The sequence below is a fragment of the Streptomyces sp. NPDC101234 genome (assembly GCF_044767525.1).
GTDB lineage: Bacteria > Actinomycetota > Actinomycetes > Streptomycetales > Streptomycetaceae > Streptomyces > Streptomyces sasae.
On sequence record NZ_JBIWOA010000009.1, the window covers coordinates 40,004 to 58,928 of the forward strand.

The window sequence follows — 18,925 nt, forward strand, 5'->3', positions numbered from 1 at the left end:
GGGTGGGGGAGAGGGCGCCCGGCCGGCGTCGGGGCCGGCCGGGCAGTGCGGCTCACTTGTAGTTCTTGGCGACGTCCTCGGCCTGCTTCTGGCCGTCGTCGAGCGCCTTGTCCACGCTGGTCTTGCCGGCGATGGCGGCGGAGATCTCCTGGGTGACCTTGGTGCCCAGGTCCTGGAACTCGGGGATGGCCACGTACTGGACGCCCACGGTCGGCCTCGGCTGGGTGCCGGGGTTGGCCGGGTCGGCCTGCTCGATGGACTTCAGGGTGATGTCACCGAACGACCCGGCGGCCTTCTGGTACGCCGGGATCGCGTAGGTGCTGGCCCGCTTGCCGGCCGGGACCCGCGACCAGCCGAGCTTCTCGCCGACCAGGTTCTCGTACTTCTTGCTCGACGCCCACAGCATGAACTTCGAGGCCGCGTCGGCGTTCTTGGTGGTCTTGGGCATGGCCCACGCCCAACTCCACAGCCAGCCACTGCTCTTGGTCTCGGCGGTCGGCGCGTAGGCGTAGCCGACATGGCCGGCGATCTTGCTGGCGCTGGGGTCCTCCAGCGACCCGGCCGCGCTGGTCGCGTCGTACCACATCGCGACCTTCTTCTGGCTCATGGCGTTCAGGCACTCGGTGAAGCCGGACTGCGCGGCCCCCGCCTCGCCGTGCTTCTTGACCAGGTCGACGTAGAAGTTCGTCGCCTTCTTGAAGGCCGGGCTGTTCACCTGGGCCTGCCAGTCCTTGGTGAACCAGGTGCCGCCGAAGGTGTTGACCACGGTGGTCAGCGGCGCCCCCAGCTCGCCCCAGCCGGCCAGGCCGCGCAGGCAGATGCCCCGCATCCCCGGCTCCGCGCCGTCGACCTTGGCCGCGATGTCGGCGATCTGCTGCCAGGTCGGGTGCTCGGGCACCGTGACGCCCTTCGCCTTCATGACGTCCTTGTTGTACATGAGGAAGGACGACTCGCCGTAGAACGGCAGGGCGTAGAGCTTGCCGTCGGAGCCGGACAGCGAGGTGACCACCGGCTTGAGCAGGTCGGCCGAGTCGAAGGCGGTGTCCTTGTCGGCGTACGAACCGAGCTCGTGCAGCCATCCGTTCTTCTGCCAGATCGGCACCTCGTAGGCGCCGATGGTGGCGACGTCGTACTGGCCGGCCTGGGTGGCGATGTCCTGGGTGACCTTGTCCCGCAGTTCGTTCTCGGGAAGGATCGTGAAGTTGACCTTGATGCCGGTGTCCTTGGTGAACGTGCTCTTCGTCAGCTTCTGGATGTCCTCCATCTGCGGGTTGCCGACCATCAGCACGTTGATGCTCTTGCCGTCGCCCCCGGAGGCGGAGGTGCCGCCCGCCCCGCTGCAGGCGACCAGCAGGGAGCCCGCGGCCGTGGCCGTGAGCAGGACATGGATCATTCTTCTGGTGTGCATGACTGACTCCAACAGGAGGGTTCGAGGGCGTGCGGAACCAGGGCCCCGGCCTTACGGGGGTGGTGGGACGGTGAGTTGGACTGCGGCTCAGGCCTGGATGACCTGGGGGCCCAGCAGGGCGTAGCGGCGGGCCTCGGAGGAATGCAGCCCGGTGTCGGTGACGATGGCTTCGAAGTCCGTGACGTTCGCGAACCGGCAGAAGCTCACGGCGCCGAACTTGGTGTGGACGCCGGAGAACACCCGGCGTTTGGCGATCCGCATGACCTCGGCCTTCACCTCGCTGACCGCGGGATCCGGGGTGGTGAGTCCCCACTGGCGGGAGATGCCGTTCGCGCCGACGTACGCCAGGTCGATGACGAAGTCGGACAGCATGCGGCGCGCCCAGTGGTCGACCGTGGCCAGCGTGCCGCCGCGCACCCGGCCGCCGAGCAGCAGCACGGTGATGTTCTCGGCCGAGGCCAGGTCGCCCGCGGTGGCCAGCGAGGAGGTGACCACGGTCAGCGGACGGTCGCGGGGGAGTGCGGCGGCGATGAGCTGAGGGGTGTAGCCCTCGTCGAGGTAGACGGTCTCGGCGTCCCCGAGCAGGGCGGCCGCGGCGACGGCGATCCTGGACTTCTCGGGGATGTGTTCGGTGGTGCGGAAGGCGAGGGTGGTCTCGAAGCCCGCGCTCTCCACGGGGTGGGCTCCGCCATGGGTACGACGGACCAGCCCGTGTGTCTCCAGGAGGTTGAGGTCCCGGCGCACGGTCTCCTTGGAGACCCCGAGGTCGGCGGCGAGCATGCCGACGTCGACGGATCCCGAACGGCGTGCCGTTGCGAGGATCCCGCGTCTTCGTTCCTCGGCGTCCACGGCGGCACCTCCGTTTCATGGCTCTGTCGCACGGCGCTGCGCGGTGGTGCCCGCGGCGGCCGATGTCCCGGAGTCCGGCCCGTTCGGCCTCCGGTGGCCAAATTTGTACAAGGCGATTGCGCGTACTGACCAGGTTCGCCGTAGCCCAGTTCATGACCGAATGTGCCCGCTTTCCGGAGGGCGGAGTGCCTGGACGACGCGCCGGAGGGCCGCCCGCCGAGGGGGGCCGCTGCCCGCTCCATGACCGGCGCACGCCCGTTTGTCGCCCGCATGTCCGCGCCGACCCGGGAAAGCCCGTCCCGGATCCGGGTCAGCAGCGCGTCCGGCCGGCTCGGGAACCGCGCGCGGGGCCGGGAAGCCCTCGGACCGGCAGACCGGCGATCGGATCGCGCTGCGCGTCCGCACCGCTCAGCGAGCCATGTGCCGCCCGAGCTCCCGCGCCTTCTCGCACAGACGGCACCGACGCCATGCGGTTCCGGACGCACCACGGCTACTACGGCGTCGAACGAACCGTCTGACACTGGCGGGCGCTTTTCGACCGCATGCATTTTTCGGCCATGCTGGCTGAATTCAACTTCCCGTTAGCTGAAATTCCCGCGCATCCGCCACAGCAACCCATAGGCAAGTCCGAGTACCGCTCGATGCCATCCATAGCGGCGGCTGGTGGAATTTATCTCGCCCGGACAACGGGCAGGAAAGTTCGGGACAGTGGCTCTCGCCGGATAGTGCGTATTCATGTGCCCGGGTCGGTGGAAAACCGATGGCCTTATGCATGGCAACAGTTCCCGGAGTTCCTCTGCATTCTCTTCCGAAAGGGACCGTCAAGGTGTCAGAAATCAGCACCCACCGTAGGACGAAGAGCAAGTGGAAGCGTGCGGGCGTGGCCCTCGCCGCGGGGACCGCGCTGCTCTTCGGAGCCGTCTATGTCAACGCCGACGCCGCGACCACCGGCGACTCCTCGGCCGGCGCCTCCGCCGACGCCACGGCGAGCACGACCGCGGATTCCTCCTCCGTCTCGGACGTCGTCACCGCGGCCGACGCGTTCCTGGACACCCTCGACAGCGACCAGCAGTCGTCCGTGCTCCTCGACTTCACCCAGGCGAACGCCACCGCCTGGTCGAACCTCCCCTGCGGTTCGACCTGCCGGGTCGGCATTGAGTTCAGCTCCCTCAGCGACGAGCAACTGACCGCCGCCAAGGCGGTGATCGAGGCGGCCACCGGCACCGGCAGCGGCTCCGGGTACGACCAGATCAGCCAGATCCTGAAGGCCGACGACTACCTCGGTGAGACCGCCAGCGGCTACGGCAGCGGCAACTACTACCTGGCGTTCCTCGGCACCCCGAGCACGACCGGCACCTGGCAGCTGCACTTCGGCGGCCACCACCTCGCGCTCAACCTCACCTTCAAGGACGGCGCGGTCGAGGGCACCACCCCGTTCTTCGTCGGGGTGGAGCCGACCAGCTGGACCGGTGACGACGGCACGTCGTACGCACCCCTGTCCGGGATGTACGACGGGATGAAGGCCATGGTCGACAGCCTGACCGACGACGAGCTGACCGAGGCGAAGCTCTCCGAGTCGTTCAGTGACGTGCTGCTCGGCCCGGACGACGACGGGGACTTCCCCGAGACCAAGGAGGGCCTCAAGGTCAGCGAACTCACCGACGACCAGCAGGCGTTGGTCCTCGCGGCCATGAAGCCCTGGGTCGACGTGGCGGACGACACCACCGCCGCCTCCGTACTGAGCACCTACAAGTCGGAACTCGACGACACCTACATCTCGTACTCCGGCAGCACCGACCTGAGCGCCCAGGGCGACTACGTGCGCATCGACGGACCGGGCGTCTGGATCGAGTTCGTCTGCCAGGACGGCGTGGTCTACACGAGCAAGATCCACTACCACACCGTCTACCGCGACCACACCACCGACTACGGCGGGGAGTTCTCGTTCTGATGAACCGTCTGCCGATCTCACTGTCACATGCGCTGCGCATGCTGGCCGGGATCGCGACGGCGGTGACGGCGGCGCTGCTCCTCGCGGCGCCGCCCGCTGCCGCGCATCCCATGCCGCACTCCGTACTCCTGCTCGACGTGCACGAGACGTCGGTGGCCGCCGAACTGGACCTCCCGGTCAGCGACTTCGCAAGGGCCAGCGGTATCGGCCTGGACGACGACACCACGGCGAAGCAGTTGTCGGCCCGGAAGGCCGCGATCCGCCGCTACCTGGCCGCCCATGTGCACGCCACCACCCGCCGGGGCAAGGCCTGGACCGTCACCTTCGGTGCCATGGCACTGGGCCGGACCCAGCAGACCTCGACCGGTCCCTACCGCGAACTGACCGTCCGGGCCACGCTCGTCCCGCCCGCCGGCGGGGACCCGCGCCGCTTCGTCCTCGACTACGACGCCATCGTCCACCAGGTCGTCACCCACACCGTCCTGGTCTCCGTCCGCCAGGACTGGGCCACCGGAAAGGTGGCCGGATCGGGGCAGGACGGCGCGACCCAGGTCGGGGTCATCCGCACCGACACCCGGACCATGACCGTCGCCCCGCTCACCGTCGACCTGGAGAGCGGAAGCATATGGAGCGGCACCTACGCCATGTTCCGGCTCGGTGCCCACCATATTCTCGAAGGCACCGACCATCTGCTGTTCCTGCTCATCCTGCTGCTGCCCGCGCCCCTGCGGGCGACCGGAAAGCGCTGGAGCGGGCTCACGGACACCAGGACCGCCGTCGGGCGAATCGGCCGGACCACCCTCGCCTTCACCGTCGGGCATTCCGCCGCACTCGCACTGAGCGCCTTCGGAAACCTCGACATTCCGGCCCAGCCGGTCGAGGCGTTCATCGCGTTCAGTATTCTCGTCGGAGCCGTCCATGCAATACGACCGCTCTTCCCCGGGCGTGAGGCCGTGGTCGCCGGGGTATTCGGCCTCGGACACGGACTCGCCTTTTCGCTGACTCTCGCCGAGATGCACCTTTCCACCTCCCAATTGGCGCTCAGCCTCGCGGGATTCAATCTCGGCATCGAATGCATGCAACTCCTGCTGGTCCTGCTCGCCCTCCCGAGCCTGGTCTGCCTCACCCGGCTGCCCAGGCACTCCGCCCTGCGCACGGCCTGCGCGACACTGACCGCCCTCGCCGCTCTCGGCTGGCTGCTGGACCGCCTCGGCCTGCCCAACCCCGTGGCCCGCGCCGCGGACAGCGCGGGGGCTCATACGTCCCCACTGCTCCTGGTACTCGTCACCACCGCCCTGCTCGCCACGGCCTGGCTGGCCACCACCGGCCGCCCGGATCGATCTTGGCGGTTCGCTCACCGTTCATAACGCCCTCACCTGGGCGAAGGCGGTTGTTCGGGCCACACCGGAAAGGTCCTGGCGGCCTGTCAGAACGGAACCCCAGGACGGATTTCGTGACCGCATCACGCGTACGCCGGTGGCGCCGCAGCCTCCGTGTCCTTCTCGTCGCCGTCGCCGGACCGACGCTGGTCGTCGGCGCCCTGACCGCGTCGCCCGCCCACGCGGCGGCGGCCGACGACATCCGGATCAACGAGGTGGTGACCACCGGGAGCGTCAACGACTCGGTGGAGCTCTACAACAAGGGCACGGCCACGGTCGACATCTCCGGCTGGATCCTCAAGGACGACAACGACAGCTCGAAGTACGCGATAGCCTCCGGGACCACCCTCGCGCCCGGCGGCTTCGTGGCCTTCGACGTCCACAACGCCTTCGGACTCGGCTCCTCCGACGAGGCGCGGCTCTACCTCGCCGACGGCACCACGCTCGTCGACAGCTTCAGCTGGACCCAGCACTCCGCCCCCTCGTGGTCGCGCTGCCCCGACGGCACCGGAGCCTTCGGTTCGGCCGCCCTGACCCTCGGCGCCGCCAACGACTGCGGCAGCGGCATCTCGGCCACGGCCTGGCAGGGCGGCAGCTCGGTCACCACCGCCGACACCAAGAACGCCTTCGGCTCCGACATGAGCGGCCTGTACCAGGAGGGGAGCGTGATGTGGGCGGCACAGAACAGCGGCAAGCTCTGGCGACTGGTGCCGAACGGCACCACCGCCTGGAAGGCCGACACCAGTAACGGCTGGGCCTCCGGCAAGACCCTCAGGTTCCCGAGCGGCTCCGGCACACCCGACGACGAGGGCGTCACCCTGACCGGCGCCGGCTCCGCCGGCGGTGTGTACGTCAGCAGCGAGCGCAACGCGGACTCCTCGGGCACCAGCCGGCTGTCCGTCCTGAAGTACGACGTGAGCGGCACGGGCACCACCGTCAACGCCTCCACCGAGTGGAACCTCACCTCCGACCTGCCGGCGGTCGGCTCCAACCTCGGCCTGGAGGGCATCACCTGGGTCCCCGACGCCACCCTGACCGCCGCCGGCTTCAAGGACGAGTCCACCGGCGCGGCCTACGCCCCGAGCACCTACGCCTCCCACACCGGCGGCGTGTTCTTCGTCGGCGTCGAGGGCACCGGCATGATCTACGGCTACGTCCTGAAGGACGACGGCACCTTCACCCGTGTCGCCTCCATCAGCAGCGGCATGGCCGGTGTCATGGAACTCCAGTGGGAACCGCAGGCCTCCCGCCTCTGGGTCGTCTGCGACGACACCTGCTCCGGCCAGCACCGCACCATGCAGATCAACTCGTCCGGTGCCTTCGCCACCACGGCGATCCACAACCGCCCCACCGGCATGGACAACTTCAACAACGAGGGCTTCAGCGTCTCCGGCTCCGACGCGTGCAGCGGCGGCACCAAGCCCGTGTACTGGTCCGACGACAGCAACGACAACGGCCACGCACTGCGCAGGGGCACGATCACCTGCTGACCCGCTGTATCGTACGCGCGGCACCTCACGCACCACCGGAACACGCGCCAACTCCCGTACCGGCACGTCGAGTTCATCGACGTGCCGGTTCCTTTCGCCGCCCCCGGAGGAACCGTGGCCACCAGCCGTCCCGGCCGCTCGCGCGCGCCGCTCACCCGACGCGGATTCCTCGCCCTGACGGCCGCCCTCGCCGCCGTCGGCTGCCTCGCCCTCGACCGGCCCGCCCCCGCACACGCGGCCACCGCCGACGACCGCGCCGCCCTCGCCCAGTGGTGGGCCCCGGTCAACTTCCAGGACGTCGACTCCACCGGCGAGACCGCCCTCGGCGGCAGGTCCGACTACATCACCTCGTACGACTACGACGGCGACCTCAACGGCCGCAACAACTGGGAGAACACCAGCCGGTACCCGCTCGCGGCGCATGTCTACTACTCGGTCGTCCAGACCCCGTCCTTCTCCTACCTGCTGTACATGTACTTCCACCCGCGCGACTGGTCGGACGGAGTCATCGACAACTACCAGGAGGACCTCACCGAGCACGAGAACGACTCCGAGGGCGTGCTGGAGGTCGTCGCCAACGACGGCTCCGCGCACGGGCAGTTGAAGGCGGCGATCACCGTCGCGCACAGCAACTTCTACTCCTGGGTGCCCTCGGGCAGCGACTTCACGAGCGGCCAGGAGAGCGTCGACGGCACACTGAAACTGCAGGGCGACCCGCACGACGACGGCCACGGCCGCCCGTTCACCACCCAGCAGCCCAACACCCACGCCGCATGGGCCGAGGGGTACCTGTCCAAGGAACGCGGCCAGTACGCGAACGGCGACGGCATCGTCTACTACCCCGGCTCCACCGCCGAGGTCCCGTCCGGGTCCGACGACCGCGATGTCCAGTACACGCTGACCGATATCTTCGCCCCGAACGGGATGTGGGCGAACCGCACCCTGACAACGTTGTTCGCGACCCCCGACAACTTCGCCGGCGACGACAGCTCCGACCCCTACGGCGCCGAGTGCGGCGAAGGCGGAGTCCTCGGCCCCGCCAACGGCGCCTGCGCCACCGACGCCGCCAACCCGCCCTGGGCCTGGGACGACGCCGACGACCTGCCCGGCCGGGGCTACCTCGCCACGAACCCCGCCGAACTCGTCTGGGACTACTTCGACTGGACCGGCAAGCCCGCCGCCCCCGACCTCGCCTACACCTGGGACCAGTACAACGGCATCACCTCCTGATCGTCCGGGGCAAGCCCTGATCAGGGCTCGACGCGCGTGATCGGTCCGGAGCTGGTGTGCTGGGTGAAGGGGTTTTCGGACCGTTCCGTCGTACCCGTTCCGGGAGTGACGTCATGAGTACCTACCGAGTCGCGCAGGTGGCCGCCGCGGGCGGCCCGTTCGAGATCGTCGAGCGGGAGGTGCCACGGCCGGGACCCCGTCATGTGCGGATCGCGGTGGAGGCCTGCGGCGTCTGCCACAGCGACTCCCTCTTCGTGGACGCCGCCGTACCGGGCATCACGTTCCCCGTGGTGCCCGGACACGAGATCGCCGGGCGGATCGAGGAAATCGGCGAGGGCATCGAGGACTGGGGCTGGGCGGTCGGCGACCGGGTGGCGGTCGGCTGGTTCGGCGGCAGCTGCGGCCACTGCAAGCCCTGCCGGCAGGGCGACTTCATCGTGTGCGAGACCATGAAGACGCCCGGCTGGGCCTACGACGGCGGCTTCGGCACGAAGGTGATCGCACCGGTCGACGCCCTGGCCCGGATCCCCGACGGGCTGACCGCGGCCGACGCCGGGCCCATGGCCTGTGCGGGCGTGACCACCTTCAACGGGCTCAGGCGCAGCCCCGCCGAACCCGGCGACCTGGTCGCCGTCCTCGGTCTCGGCGGGCTCGGCCACCTCGGCGTCAAGTACGCGGTGGCCATGGGCTTCGAAACGGTGGCCATCGCCCGCGGCCCCGAGAAGGCCGACTTCGCCAAGCAGCTCGGCGCCCATCATTACGTCGACTCCACGGCCAGGACCCCCGTCGCGGAGGCCCTCCAGTCGCTCGGCGCCGCCGAGGTCGTCCTCGCCACCGCGGGCAACTCCCAGGCCATCTCGGCGACCGTGGACGGACTGGCGCCCCGGGGCGAACTGGTGGTGATCGGCGCCGACCCCGAGCCCCTCGGGATCACCCCGTTCCACCTGATCATGGGCGCCCGGGTGGTCCGCGGCCACCCCTCCGGCACGGCGCAGGACGTGCAGGACACCATGGAGTTCAGCGCCCTGCACGGCATCCGCCCGACGATCGAGACCGTACCGCTGGAGCAGGCGGACGCGGCCTACCGGAAGATGATGGCCGGGGCCGCGCGCTTCCGGATGGTGCTCACCTACGACTGACGGCACGACTGCGGATCACGTGCGTACGGCCCGTGCCGCGAGCAGCGCGATGTCGTCCTCCGAACCGGTCGCCAGGCGGGCGAGGACCGTGTCGACGATCTTGTCCAGCGGGTCGGTGGGGCACAGGGACAGTCCCGTCAGGCGGTCCAGGCCGCGGTCGATGTCCTCGCCGCGCCGCTCCACCAGCCCGTCGGTGTACAGGAGCAGCACCCCGCCGCGTTCCGGGAAGACCCGCTGCTCGTACCGGCCGAGCCCGCTGCCCAGCGGCGGGCCGACCGGCACCGGGACCAGGTGCATCTCGCCCCCGGGAGTGAGCCAGGCCGGCGGCAGATGGCCCGCGCCGGCATAGGTGAGGGTGGCGACCTCCGCGTCACCGAGGACCAGGAAACAGGTGGCCACCCGCTCGAAACCGGAGTCGGCGACCATCCGGTCCGCGTGCTGCAGGATGCGGCGCGGCGAGAGCCCCGCGAGGGCCAGGGCACGCAGGGTCGAACGGTAGTGGCTCATGGCCACCGCCGCCTCCACGCCGTGGCCCATCACATCCCCGATGACCAGCATCGTACGGCCGTCGGGCAGGGCCAGGACGTCGTACCAGTCGCCGCCGATCAGTGAGCCGTCGTCGGCGGGCCGGTAGCGTGCGATGGTCTCCACACCGGCGCGCTGCTGCAGCTGGCCCGGCTCGGACAGCACGGCCCGCTGCAGCTCCAGGGCCATGGTGTGCTCGCGCTCGAAGCGGACCGCACGGTCCAGGGCGCGTGCCGCGCGGGCGGCGAGTTCCCGGGCCACCGTGGCGTCCTCGTTCGAGAACGGCGCCGACTCCCCGGCCCGGGCCAGCATCAGGATGCCGAGGACCCGGCCGTCCGCAACCAGGGGCGCGAGGAGCACCGAGTGGACACCCGCGGTGATACACGCACGGGCCGGCGCCCAGCGGGGGATCAGCGACCGCCACTGCGCCTCGGTGATCGCGTTGCGCCGCCAGATCCGGCCCGCCGCGAGGTTCCGCCGGGTCCCGGTGCCGCGCGGCCAGCCGACCAGCTCACCGCGCGCGTCCAGCGCCGCGAGCCCGGTGACCAGCCCGGGACGCGTGGCGTACGCCGCGAGCCGGGTCGGCGCCCGCCGCGCCGACTCCGTGTCCGTGGGACTGAGCTCCACCCCGGCCGCGTCCGCCAGCTCCGGTACGACGAACTCCGCGAGCTCCTGGCAGGTCCCGGCGACGTCGGTGCCCGTCCCGATCCGGGACGCGGCCGAGTCCAGCAGCGCCAGCCGCCGATGGGCGCGCTCCAGCTCGTACAGGTACTGCTGCGGCTCGCTGATCTCCAGGCCCACCCCGGCGACGCCCACGACCTTGCCCGTGCTGTCGACCATCCGGTGGTACACACAGCGCCACTCCCGGACCTGGTACGGCGAGTCCGCCCAGGTCCGCCCGGTCACTACGATCTCGCGTGGCTGTCCGTCGCGCAGGATGTCCCGCAGCACCTGCTCCGACCGCTGGACGTGCGGCAGCACCTCCTGCAGCTTGTGGCCGATGTACGCGGCGGCGGGCAGGCCCGTCATCCGGGCCATGTGCGGATTGACGTACAGATAGCGCAGATCGGTGTCGAGGACCACGAACACGGCGGCCGAGTCCTCGACCATGCCGCGCAGCAGGTCGAAGTAGCCGATGTCCACGGTGGGAGCGGCCGGAACAGCTGGTGTCGCCGGTGCGGCCGGACGTGCCGAGGAGGTGTCCCTGTCCACCCGGACCTCCTCGCCTGCCCCCGCCCTCGGCCGCCCTCATCGTCCATCAGGTCGCTGTGCGCCGCATCTCGGACGCTCCCGCTCACATCGCCCGGGGCCGGTCTGTGCGGCGGCCTTAACCCCCGTTGATCAGGAGCGGTGACGCCGACGTAATCACCTGTACATACCGTCGAGGTCGGATGGAAGAGGCTGACCAGCAAGAACAGGGGGCGCCCGTGGCAGCGCCGGACTCGCGCAGCACCGACACCGGCAAGGTGCGGACCGTGTGCTCGTACTGCGGGGTCGGCTGCGGCATGGTCCTGGACATCGGCCCGGGCCCGGACGGCCGCCGTAGCGTCCTCAAGGCCTCCGGCGACAAGGAGCACCCGGCGAACTTCGGGCGGCTGTGCACCAAGGGCGCCACCACCGCCGACATGCTCTCCGCTCCCGGCCGTCTGACCACCGCCCTGCTGCGGCCCGAGCGGGGCGAGGAGGCCGTGCCCACGGCGGTGGACACGGCGGTCGCCGAGACCGCGCGGCGGCTGCGCGCCATCGTCGACGAGCACGGCCCGGACGCGGTCGCCCTCTATGTCTCCGGCCAGATGAGCCTGGAGGCGCAGTACCTGGCGAACAAGCTGACCAAGGGCTATCTGCGCACCAACAACATCGAGTCGAACTCCCGGCTGTGCATGGCCAGCGCCGGCACCGGCTACAAGCTCTCGCTGGGTGCCGACGGCCCGCCCGGCTCGTACGAGGACCTGGACAAGGCGGACGTCTTCCTGGTCATCGGCGCCAACATGGCCGACTGCCACCCCATCCTCTTCCTGCGCCTGATGGACCGGGTGAAGGCGGGCGCGAAGCTGATCGTCGTCGACCCGCGCCGTACCGCCACCGCCGCCAAGGCCGACCTCTTCCTCCAGGTCAGGCCCGGCACCGACCTCGCGCTGCTCAACGGCCTGCTCCACCTGCTGCACGAGAACGGCCACACCGATCCCGGGTTCGTCGCCGCGTACACCGAGGGCTGGGAGACGATGCCGGAGTTCCTCGCCGACTACCCGCCCGCGACGGTCGCGGAGATCACCGGTATCCCCGAGGCCGACCTGCGCGCGGCGGCCCGGCTGATCGGTGCGGCGGGGGAGTGGACCAGCTGCTGGACCATGGGCCTCAACCAGTCCACGCACGGCACCTGGAACACCAACGCGCTGATCAACCTGCACCTGGCCACCGGAAAGATCTGCCGTCCGGGCAGCGGCCCGTTCTCCCTCACCGGCCAGCCCAACGCCATGGGCGGCCGGGAGATGGGCTACATGGGGCCCGGGCTGCCCGGCCAGCGGTCGGTCCTGGTCGACGCCGACCGCGCCTTCGCCGAGGAGGTGTGGGGGCTGGAGCCCGGCACGATCCGGGCCGACGGCGTCGGCAAGGGCACCGTCGAGATGTACCGGAAGATGGCCGACGGCGAGATCAGGGCCTGCTGGATCATCTGCACCAACCCGGTCGCCTCCGTCGGCAACCGCAAGACGGTCATCGAGGGTCTGGAGGCCGCCGAGTTCGTCGTGACCCAGGACGTCTTCACCGACACCGAGACCAACGCCTACGCCGACGTCGTCCTGCCCGCCGCCCTGTGGACCGAGACCGAGGGCGTCCTCATCAACAGCGAGCGCAACCTCACCCTCGCCCGCCCGGCCGCCGATCCGCCCGGCGAGGCCACCGCCGACTGGCGCCTGATCGCCGGGGTGGCCCGGGCGATGGGCTTCGAGGACGGCTTCTCCTACGACAGCGCGGAGGAGATCTTCGAGGAGATCAAGCGCTTCCACAACCCGCAGACCGGCTACGACCTGCGGGGCGTGACCTACGACCGGCTGCGCACCACCCCAGTCCAGTGGCCCGCCGCCACCGCCGACGGCCCCGACCGCAACCCGGTCCGGTATGTGAACGCCGACGGGTCCCTCACCTTCGCCACCGCCTCCGGCCGTGCCGCCTTCCACGCCAGGCCGCACCTGGACCCCGCCGAGATGCCGGACGACGACTACCCGTTCGTCCTGAACACCGGCCGCCTCCAGCACCAGTGGCACACCCTGACCAAGACCGCGAAGGTCGCCAAACTGAACAAGCTCAACCCCGGCCCGTTCGTCGAGGTCCATCCCGAGGACGCGGCCGCGCTCGGCCTCGCCGACGGCGACTCCGTCGAGGTGGCCTCGCGGCGCGGCCGGGCCGTGCTGCCCGCAGTCGTCACGGACCGGGTGCTGCCCGGGGCCTGCTTCGCGCCCTTCCACTGGAACGACCTGTTCGGCGAGTACCTCAGCGTCAACGCCGTGACCAGCGACGCGGTCGACCCCCTGTCCTTCCAGCCCGAGTTGAAGGTGTGCGCGGTGTCGCTGACCAAGGTGTCCACACCGGTGACCGTGCAGACACCGGGCGCCGAATCGACCGCAGCCGCCGCCGTCGTGTCCCCTGCCCTCGTCGTGCCCGCTGCCACCGTCGTCGCTCCCACCGCCGTGCTGCCGTCCGCCGCCGCCGTCTTCGGCCTCCGGCCCGCCCCGCCACCGGTCCTGAGCGATCGCGAACGGCAGTACCTCGTCGGCTTCCTGGCCGGCATCCCGGCCGGTGCCCCCGGTGTTCCCGTGCTGCCGCCGGACGCGCCCTTCAGCCCCGAGCACGCCCTGTGGGTCAACGGCACCCTCGCCGGTATGTACTCCCGGTCGGCGCCGGTCCCGGTGACGGCGGAGACGCCCGGCCGCCAAGTGGTCATCCTGTGGGCCTCGCAGACGGGCAATGCCGAGGACTTCGCCGCCGCCACCGCCGAGCGCCTCACCGCGGGCGGCCACGCGGCCTCCCTCGTCGCCATGGACGAGGCCGACCCGTCCGCCCTGCCCACCGGCGCCGACCTGCTGCTGATCACCAGCACCTTCGGCGACGGCGACGCGCCCGACAACGGCGCCGGCTTCTGGGACGGCCTCACGACGCTCGACACCGGGCGCCTGGCGGGCCGCCGGTTCGCCGTCCTGGCCTTCGGCGACTCCAGCTACGACGACTTCTGCGGGCACGGACGGCGCCTGGACAGCCGTATGGACGAACTCGGCGCGGTTCGGCTCGCACCGCGCACCGACTGCGAACCGGACTACGAGACACAGGCGGAGGCCTGGCTGGACCAGGTGCTCATCGCTCTCAAGGACGAGCCCGCCCCCGCTCCCGCGGCTCTCCCGGCCGCCGCGCCCGTCAAGTCGAGGCGCCCGGCCCCCGTCACCGCCCGGCTCGTCGGCAACCAGTTGCTCAGCCTGCCCGGTGCCGGCAAGGAAGTCCGCCGCTTCACCTTCGACACCCGCGACAGCGAGACCCCGCTGGTCTACGAGGCGGGCGACGCGCTCGGCGTACGACCGCTCAACTCCCATGCTCTGGTGAATGAATGGCTGACAGTCACCGGGGTCGACGCCGCAACCGGCGTAGAGGTCAACGGAGTCGGTGAAGTCCCCTTCGCCGAGGCCCTGTTGCGGCACCTGGACATCACCCGGATCACCCCGGACCTGCTCCGGTTCGCCGCCGACCGCGCCCGTGACCCGCGCGAGCTGCGCAAACTGCTGCGCCCCGACAACAAGGACGAGCTGGCCAAGTGGTCCTGGGGGCGGCAGGCGGCCGACATCGCGGCCGAGTTCGGGATCCGCGCGCAGGCGGGGGAGTGGGCGGGTGTGCTGGGCAGGCTGCAGCCGCGCCTGTACTCCATCTCGTCCAGCCCGCTCACCGACCCCCACCAGGTCTCCCTCACCGTCTCGGTCGTCCGCTACGAGAACCTGCACGGCAAGCCCCGGCAGGGCGTCTGCTCCCCGTTCCTCGCCGACGCGGAGCCAGGCACCGAGGTCCCGGTGCACGTCCAGCGCTCCCCGCACTTCCGGCCGCCCGCCGACCCGGCCACCCCGATGGTGATGGTCGGCCCCGGCACCGGAGTGGCTCCGTTCGTCGGCTTCCTGGAGGAGCGCCGCGCCCGCGGCCACCGGGGCCCCAACTGGCTGTTCTTCGGCGAACAGCACCGGGCCACCGACTTCTACTACCAGGAGGAGCTCACCGCCCTGCTCGCCGACGGCACCCTGAGCCGCCTCGACACCGCCTTCTCCCGCGACCAGCGCGCCAAGGTCTACGTCCAGGACCGGATGCGCGAACACGGCCCGCTGCTGTGGTCCTGGCTCCAGGACGGTGCCCACTTCTACGTCTGCGGCGACGCCTCGCGCATGGCCAAGGACGTCGACAACGCCCTGAAGGACATCGCCACCCTGCACGGCGGACTGACCGAGGACGAGGCGACGGCCTTTGTGAAACAGCTGGCCACGGAGAAGCGTTACGTCCGGGACGTCTACTGATCCGTCGACCGGTTCCGCATCAGCTGCCGCATGGTGAGGGCGAGTTGCAGCCGGAACCGGCCCTGCGGGGTGCGCACCGGCCAGCCCAGCAGATGCTCCGCGTGCGTCAACCGGTCCTGGAGCGTGGAGTGATGGACGTTGACCTCGACGGCCGCCGCCCGCAGACTCGCCGTCGACGCGACCGCGTGCAGCGTGCGCAGCATCCAGGGCGCGTCCGCCGCCGCGGCCTCCACGGCACGGACGTCCGGCGCCGGTTCGGCTCCGGGTACGACGAGACCGGCGAGCAGCGCGACACCGCCCAGTTCGTCGCTGTGCACGACGGGCCGGCCCCCCGGTTCCTGCGCGCCGCCGTCGGAGCTGAACCGCAGCGCGGTGCGGGCCGCCGCCCAGGAGTCGGGAAGATCCACGACGGCCACGGCCGGGCCCACACCGGCACGTTCCGCCGACGGCACCGGACGTCCGTCGGCCGCGATCCCGCGCGGGCCGCCGGCGACGACTTGTTGCGGGCCGCCGCCCACGATCCGCTGCGGAGCGTCGGCCACGAGCCCATGCGGACCGTCCGCCACGCCCCGGGGCGGACCGTCGGTCACGATGCGGGGGCCGTCGGGCACGATGCGGGGCGGGCCGTCCGCCATCGCCACCGCCCGGAACCGCGCCGCCGGGTCGGTGGTGTCCAGGCCGAGCCGGCGGGCCGCATACAGCCGGGCCGGTAGCGGGGCGTCGGCGTCCAGGACCGTCTCCACCAGCGCGGGATCGTCCACCGGCGGCGCAGGGGCCCGCCCCCGGGTGCGGTCGAGCACGGTCCGTACGGCCGCCGAGGCCCGCTCCAGGATCACCGCGTCCACGACGCTCGGCCCGGCGTCCCCGGCCCGCTCCAGCCAGAGCGCGGGCGGCCCGCCCGGCACCAGCGGCGCGCACGGCCAGCCGGGCTCGGGGTCGCTTCCGCTGTCCTTGCGCCGGCCGTCCGGTTCCACCCGCAGCCGGACCCGCCGTTCCTCGTCGGCAAGCCGCGCCGGACAGCCGGCGAGCACGGCGGCCCCGCGCACCAGCGCCTCCAGACCGGCCCGGGCCTCGGCCAGCCGGTCGAAGTAGGCGATGACCGCGACGGCGGCCCCGGCATCCGGGTCCACCGCGGCCAGCCGCCCCGCCAGCTCTTTCATACCGCCATGATGCGCCATCCGGCGGTGCGCGGAGGAGGCAGGCAACCGATGCCGACCCTCGTCCCTCATAGCTGTCAGGACACGGCTGTCGAGACACAGCTCTGACACAGGCACCGACCGACAGGAGCTCTCGCTTGGACCGCAACGAGCCCGTGCGGGACGCCGGACCGTCCCGCCGGAGATTCATGGTCTACACGGTGGCGGCGACCACCCTCACGGTCGCGGCCCCGCTCGGCTGCGACACCCAGCGGGCCGACGGCGCCACCCAGGCCTCCGACGTCCTGGTCACCGGCACCGACGACGAGATGCTGGTCCTGGAGGTCACGGCCGCCAACGAGGTCGTCGTACGGCTGCCCCGGGTCGAGGTCGGCCAGGGCATCACCACCGCCGTCGCCATGATGATCGCCGAGGAACTGGACGCCCGCCTCACCGACGTACGGATCCCGCTCGCGGACGCCCGGAGCAAGGGCAACCAGTACACCGGCGGGTCCAGTTCGGTCAGGTCCCTGTACGACCCCGCCCGGCAGCTCGCCGCCACCGCGCGCGCCCGCCTGGTGACCGCGGCCGCCCGCCGCTGGAGGCTCCCCGCGCACTCCCTGCGCACCTGGAACACCCGGGTCGTCGCCCCGGACGGCCGGATGGCCACCTTCGGCTCGCTCACCGCGAGCGCCGCCCGGATCCGGACCCCCGATGTGTCGAGCAAGCCCAAGCCGGCCGCCCGGCACAAGGTGATCGGGAAGCCGACGACCAGGATCGACGCCCGGGACATCGTCACCGGCGCCGCGAAATACACGGGAGACCTGGCGGTGGCCGGGGCGAAGCCGACCGTGGTGGCCCGGCCGCCGACGCTGCGCGGCAGGCTGGTCTCCCTCGACGACACCGCGGCCCGCGCCCTGCCCGGCGTACAGGCGGTGGTGAGGATCCCCGGCGGAGTCGCGGTCGTGGCCGACACCTTCCACCACGCCTTCCAGGCCCGGGACGCGCTGAGGATCACCTGGGCTCCCGGCCCGCTGGCACCCCTGTCCGACAAGGAGATCCGCTCCCGGCTGCGCGCCGCGGTACCCCGCCTGGGCACCCCACCCCACGGATCGACCCAGATCGAGGGCGAGTTCGCGTTCGCCTTCGTCAGCCACGCCCCGATGGAAGTGCTGACCGCCATCGCCGACGTCCGCTCCGACCGGGCCGAGCTGTGGTTCTCCACGCAGACGCCGATGGACGCCCGCGACACCGTCGCCGGCCTGCTCGGACTGGCGAAGTCGGCGGTACGGGTCCATGTGCTGCGCGGCGGCGGCTCGTTCGGGCGGCGGCTCGAGTTCGACGCGGCGATCGAGGCGGCGCTCGTCTCCAAGGCGGCCCGCAGGCCCGTGAAGTTGATGTGGAGCCGCAACGACGACACCCGGCACGGCAGGATGCGCCCCGCGAGCCACCACCGGATCCGGGCCAGCGTCGCGGGCGGCCGTGTCGTGGCGTTCCAGCACATGACGGCCTCGGTCGGGGAGTCGTCCGACAAGGCCGGCCTGGCCGCGCAGACCGGCGGGGTACGGCCGTTGCCCAGCGACAGCGGGCTGTACGACTTCGGTCGCGTGGGCGGCGATTCGGGCGGTATCGAGCTGGCGATCCCGCTCGGCGCCTGGCGCTCGGTGGACTCCGGGACGAGCCGTACGGCGGAGGAGATCGTCGTCGACGAGGTGGCGCGCGGCCTGCACCAGGACCCGGTCGCCTTCCGCCGTACCACCCTGCGTAGCAAGGCGGTGAAGGCCGTACTCGCCAAGGCGGCCGCCGCCGGGCACTGGGGCCGCCCCATGCCCTCCGGTACGGCCCAGGGCGTGGCCGTCCACGAGGAGTACGGGTCCGCCGTCGCCTGCCTCGCCGAGATCGACGCCACCGACCCGAAGAACCCCCGGGTCACCAAGGTGGTGATGGCCGCCGACGTCGGTACGGCCGTCAACCCGCGCGGTCTGGAGGCACAGCTCATGGGCACCGCCGTCGACGGCATCTCCACCGTGCTGCGGGCCGGGCTGCACATCGACCGGGGCGCGGTGCGCGAGGGCAGCTTCGCCGACTTCCACTACGCCCGCCAGCGGCACGCGCCACTGGAGTTCGAGGCGCACATCGTCCCGTCGGGCCGGGAGCCGGGCGGCGCCGGCGAACTCGGCGTCCCCGCGGCGGCGGGCGCGGTCGCCAACGCCTACGCCCGCGCCACCGGCACCAAGCCCCGCAGCTTCCCCCTCGACTTCTGACCCACCGCCTCCCG

General features: G+C 71.4%; 11 protein-coding genes. 7 read left to right on the plus strand and 4 right to left on the minus strand.

From position 1 onward, the window contains the following. Positions 1 to 52: 52 nt before the first annotated feature. Both ACIRR9_RS18070 and ACIRR9_RS18075 read right to left on the minus strand, forming a co-directional pair. Positions 53 to 1,408 carry an ABC transporter substrate-binding protein gene (locus ACIRR9_RS18070; RefSeq protein WP_403752433.1) on the minus strand — a complete coding sequence of 452 codons (1,356 nt, stop codon included), beginning with the start codon at positions 1,406 to 1,408 and terminating at the stop codon, positions 53 to 55. 87 nt (positions 1,409 to 1,495) lie between these two features. Then, positions 1,496 to 2,257 carry a DeoR/GlpR family DNA-binding transcription regulator gene (locus ACIRR9_RS18075; RefSeq protein ID WP_403752436.1) on the minus strand — a complete coding sequence of 254 codons (762 nt, stop codon included), beginning with the start codon at positions 2,255 to 2,257 and terminating at the stop codon, positions 1,496 to 1,498. 826 nt (positions 2,258 to 3,083) lie between these two features. On the opposite strand from ACIRR9_RS18075, the gene ACIRR9_RS18080 reads away from it, so the two are divergent. The 5 genes from ACIRR9_RS18080 to ACIRR9_RS18100 all read left to right on the plus strand — a co-directional run bounded on the left by ACIRR9_RS18080 (position 3,084) and on the right by ACIRR9_RS18100 (position 9,446). Further along, entirely contained in the window at positions 3,084 to 4,208 is a 1,125-nt protein-coding gene (locus ACIRR9_RS18080; RefSeq protein WP_403752439.1) for a DUF3500 domain-containing protein, read from the plus strand. Further along, positions 4,208 to 5,575 (plus strand): HupE/UreJ family protein, encoded by a 1,368-nt coding sequence (locus ACIRR9_RS18085; protein WP_403752442.1) that lies wholly within the window; start codon positions 4,208 to 4,210, stop codon positions 5,573 to 5,575. Before ACIRR9_RS18080 ends, ACIRR9_RS18085 begins: the two co-directional genes overlap by 1 nt. An 86-nt stretch (positions 5,576 to 5,661) precedes the next feature. Then, positions 5,662 to 7,077, plus strand: coding sequence for a lamin tail domain-containing protein (locus tag ACIRR9_RS18090; protein ID WP_403752445.1), 1,416 nt, complete (start codon positions 5,662 to 5,664; stop codon positions 7,075 to 7,077). A gap of 114 nt (positions 7,078 to 7,191) precedes the next feature. Beyond that, the gene (locus tag ACIRR9_RS18095; RefSeq protein ID WP_403752448.1) at positions 7,192 to 8,307 is read left to right on the plus strand and encodes a hypothetical protein; all 1,116 of its coding nucleotides are present in this window, start codon (positions 7,192 to 7,194) and stop codon (positions 8,305 to 8,307) included. Between the two features lie 113 nt (positions 8,308 to 8,420). Continuing rightward, entirely contained in the window at positions 8,421 to 9,446 is a 1,026-nt protein-coding gene (locus ACIRR9_RS18100; protein ID WP_403752451.1) for an alcohol dehydrogenase, read from the plus strand. A gap of 15 nt (positions 9,447 to 9,461) precedes the next feature. On the opposite strand, the gene ACIRR9_RS18105 is transcribed toward ACIRR9_RS18100, so the two are convergent. Next, positions 9,462 to 11,183, minus strand: a complete 1,722-nt coding sequence (locus ACIRR9_RS18105) for a SpoIIE family protein phosphatase (protein ID WP_403752454.1) — start codon at positions 11,181 to 11,183, stop codon at positions 9,462 to 9,464. Positions 11,184 to 11,476: 293 nt separating this feature from the next. Between ACIRR9_RS18105 and ACIRR9_RS18110 the strand changes: the two genes are divergently transcribed. Beyond that, entirely contained in the window at positions 11,477 to 15,511 is a 4,035-nt protein-coding gene (locus tag ACIRR9_RS18110; protein WP_403753061.1) for a molybdopterin-dependent oxidoreductase, read from the plus strand. Here the strand turns inward: ACIRR9_RS18110 and ACIRR9_RS18115 are convergent. Further along, a complete protein-coding gene (locus ACIRR9_RS18115) occupies positions 15,505 to 16,671 on the minus strand; it encodes a helix-turn-helix domain-containing protein (RefSeq protein ID WP_403752457.1) in 1,167 nt (388 codons plus the stop codon). The two genes, ACIRR9_RS18110 and ACIRR9_RS18115, sit on opposite strands and share 7 nt — an antisense overlap. Positions 16,672 to 16,856: 185 nt before the next feature. Here ACIRR9_RS18115 and ACIRR9_RS18120 point away from each other — a divergent pair, with 185 nt between their 5' ends. Further along, positions 16,857 to 18,911, plus strand: a complete 2,055-nt coding sequence (locus tag ACIRR9_RS18120; protein WP_403753064.1) for a molybdopterin cofactor-binding domain-containing protein — start codon at positions 16,857 to 16,859, stop codon at positions 18,909 to 18,911. Positions 18,912 to 18,925: the final 14 nt, after the last annotated feature.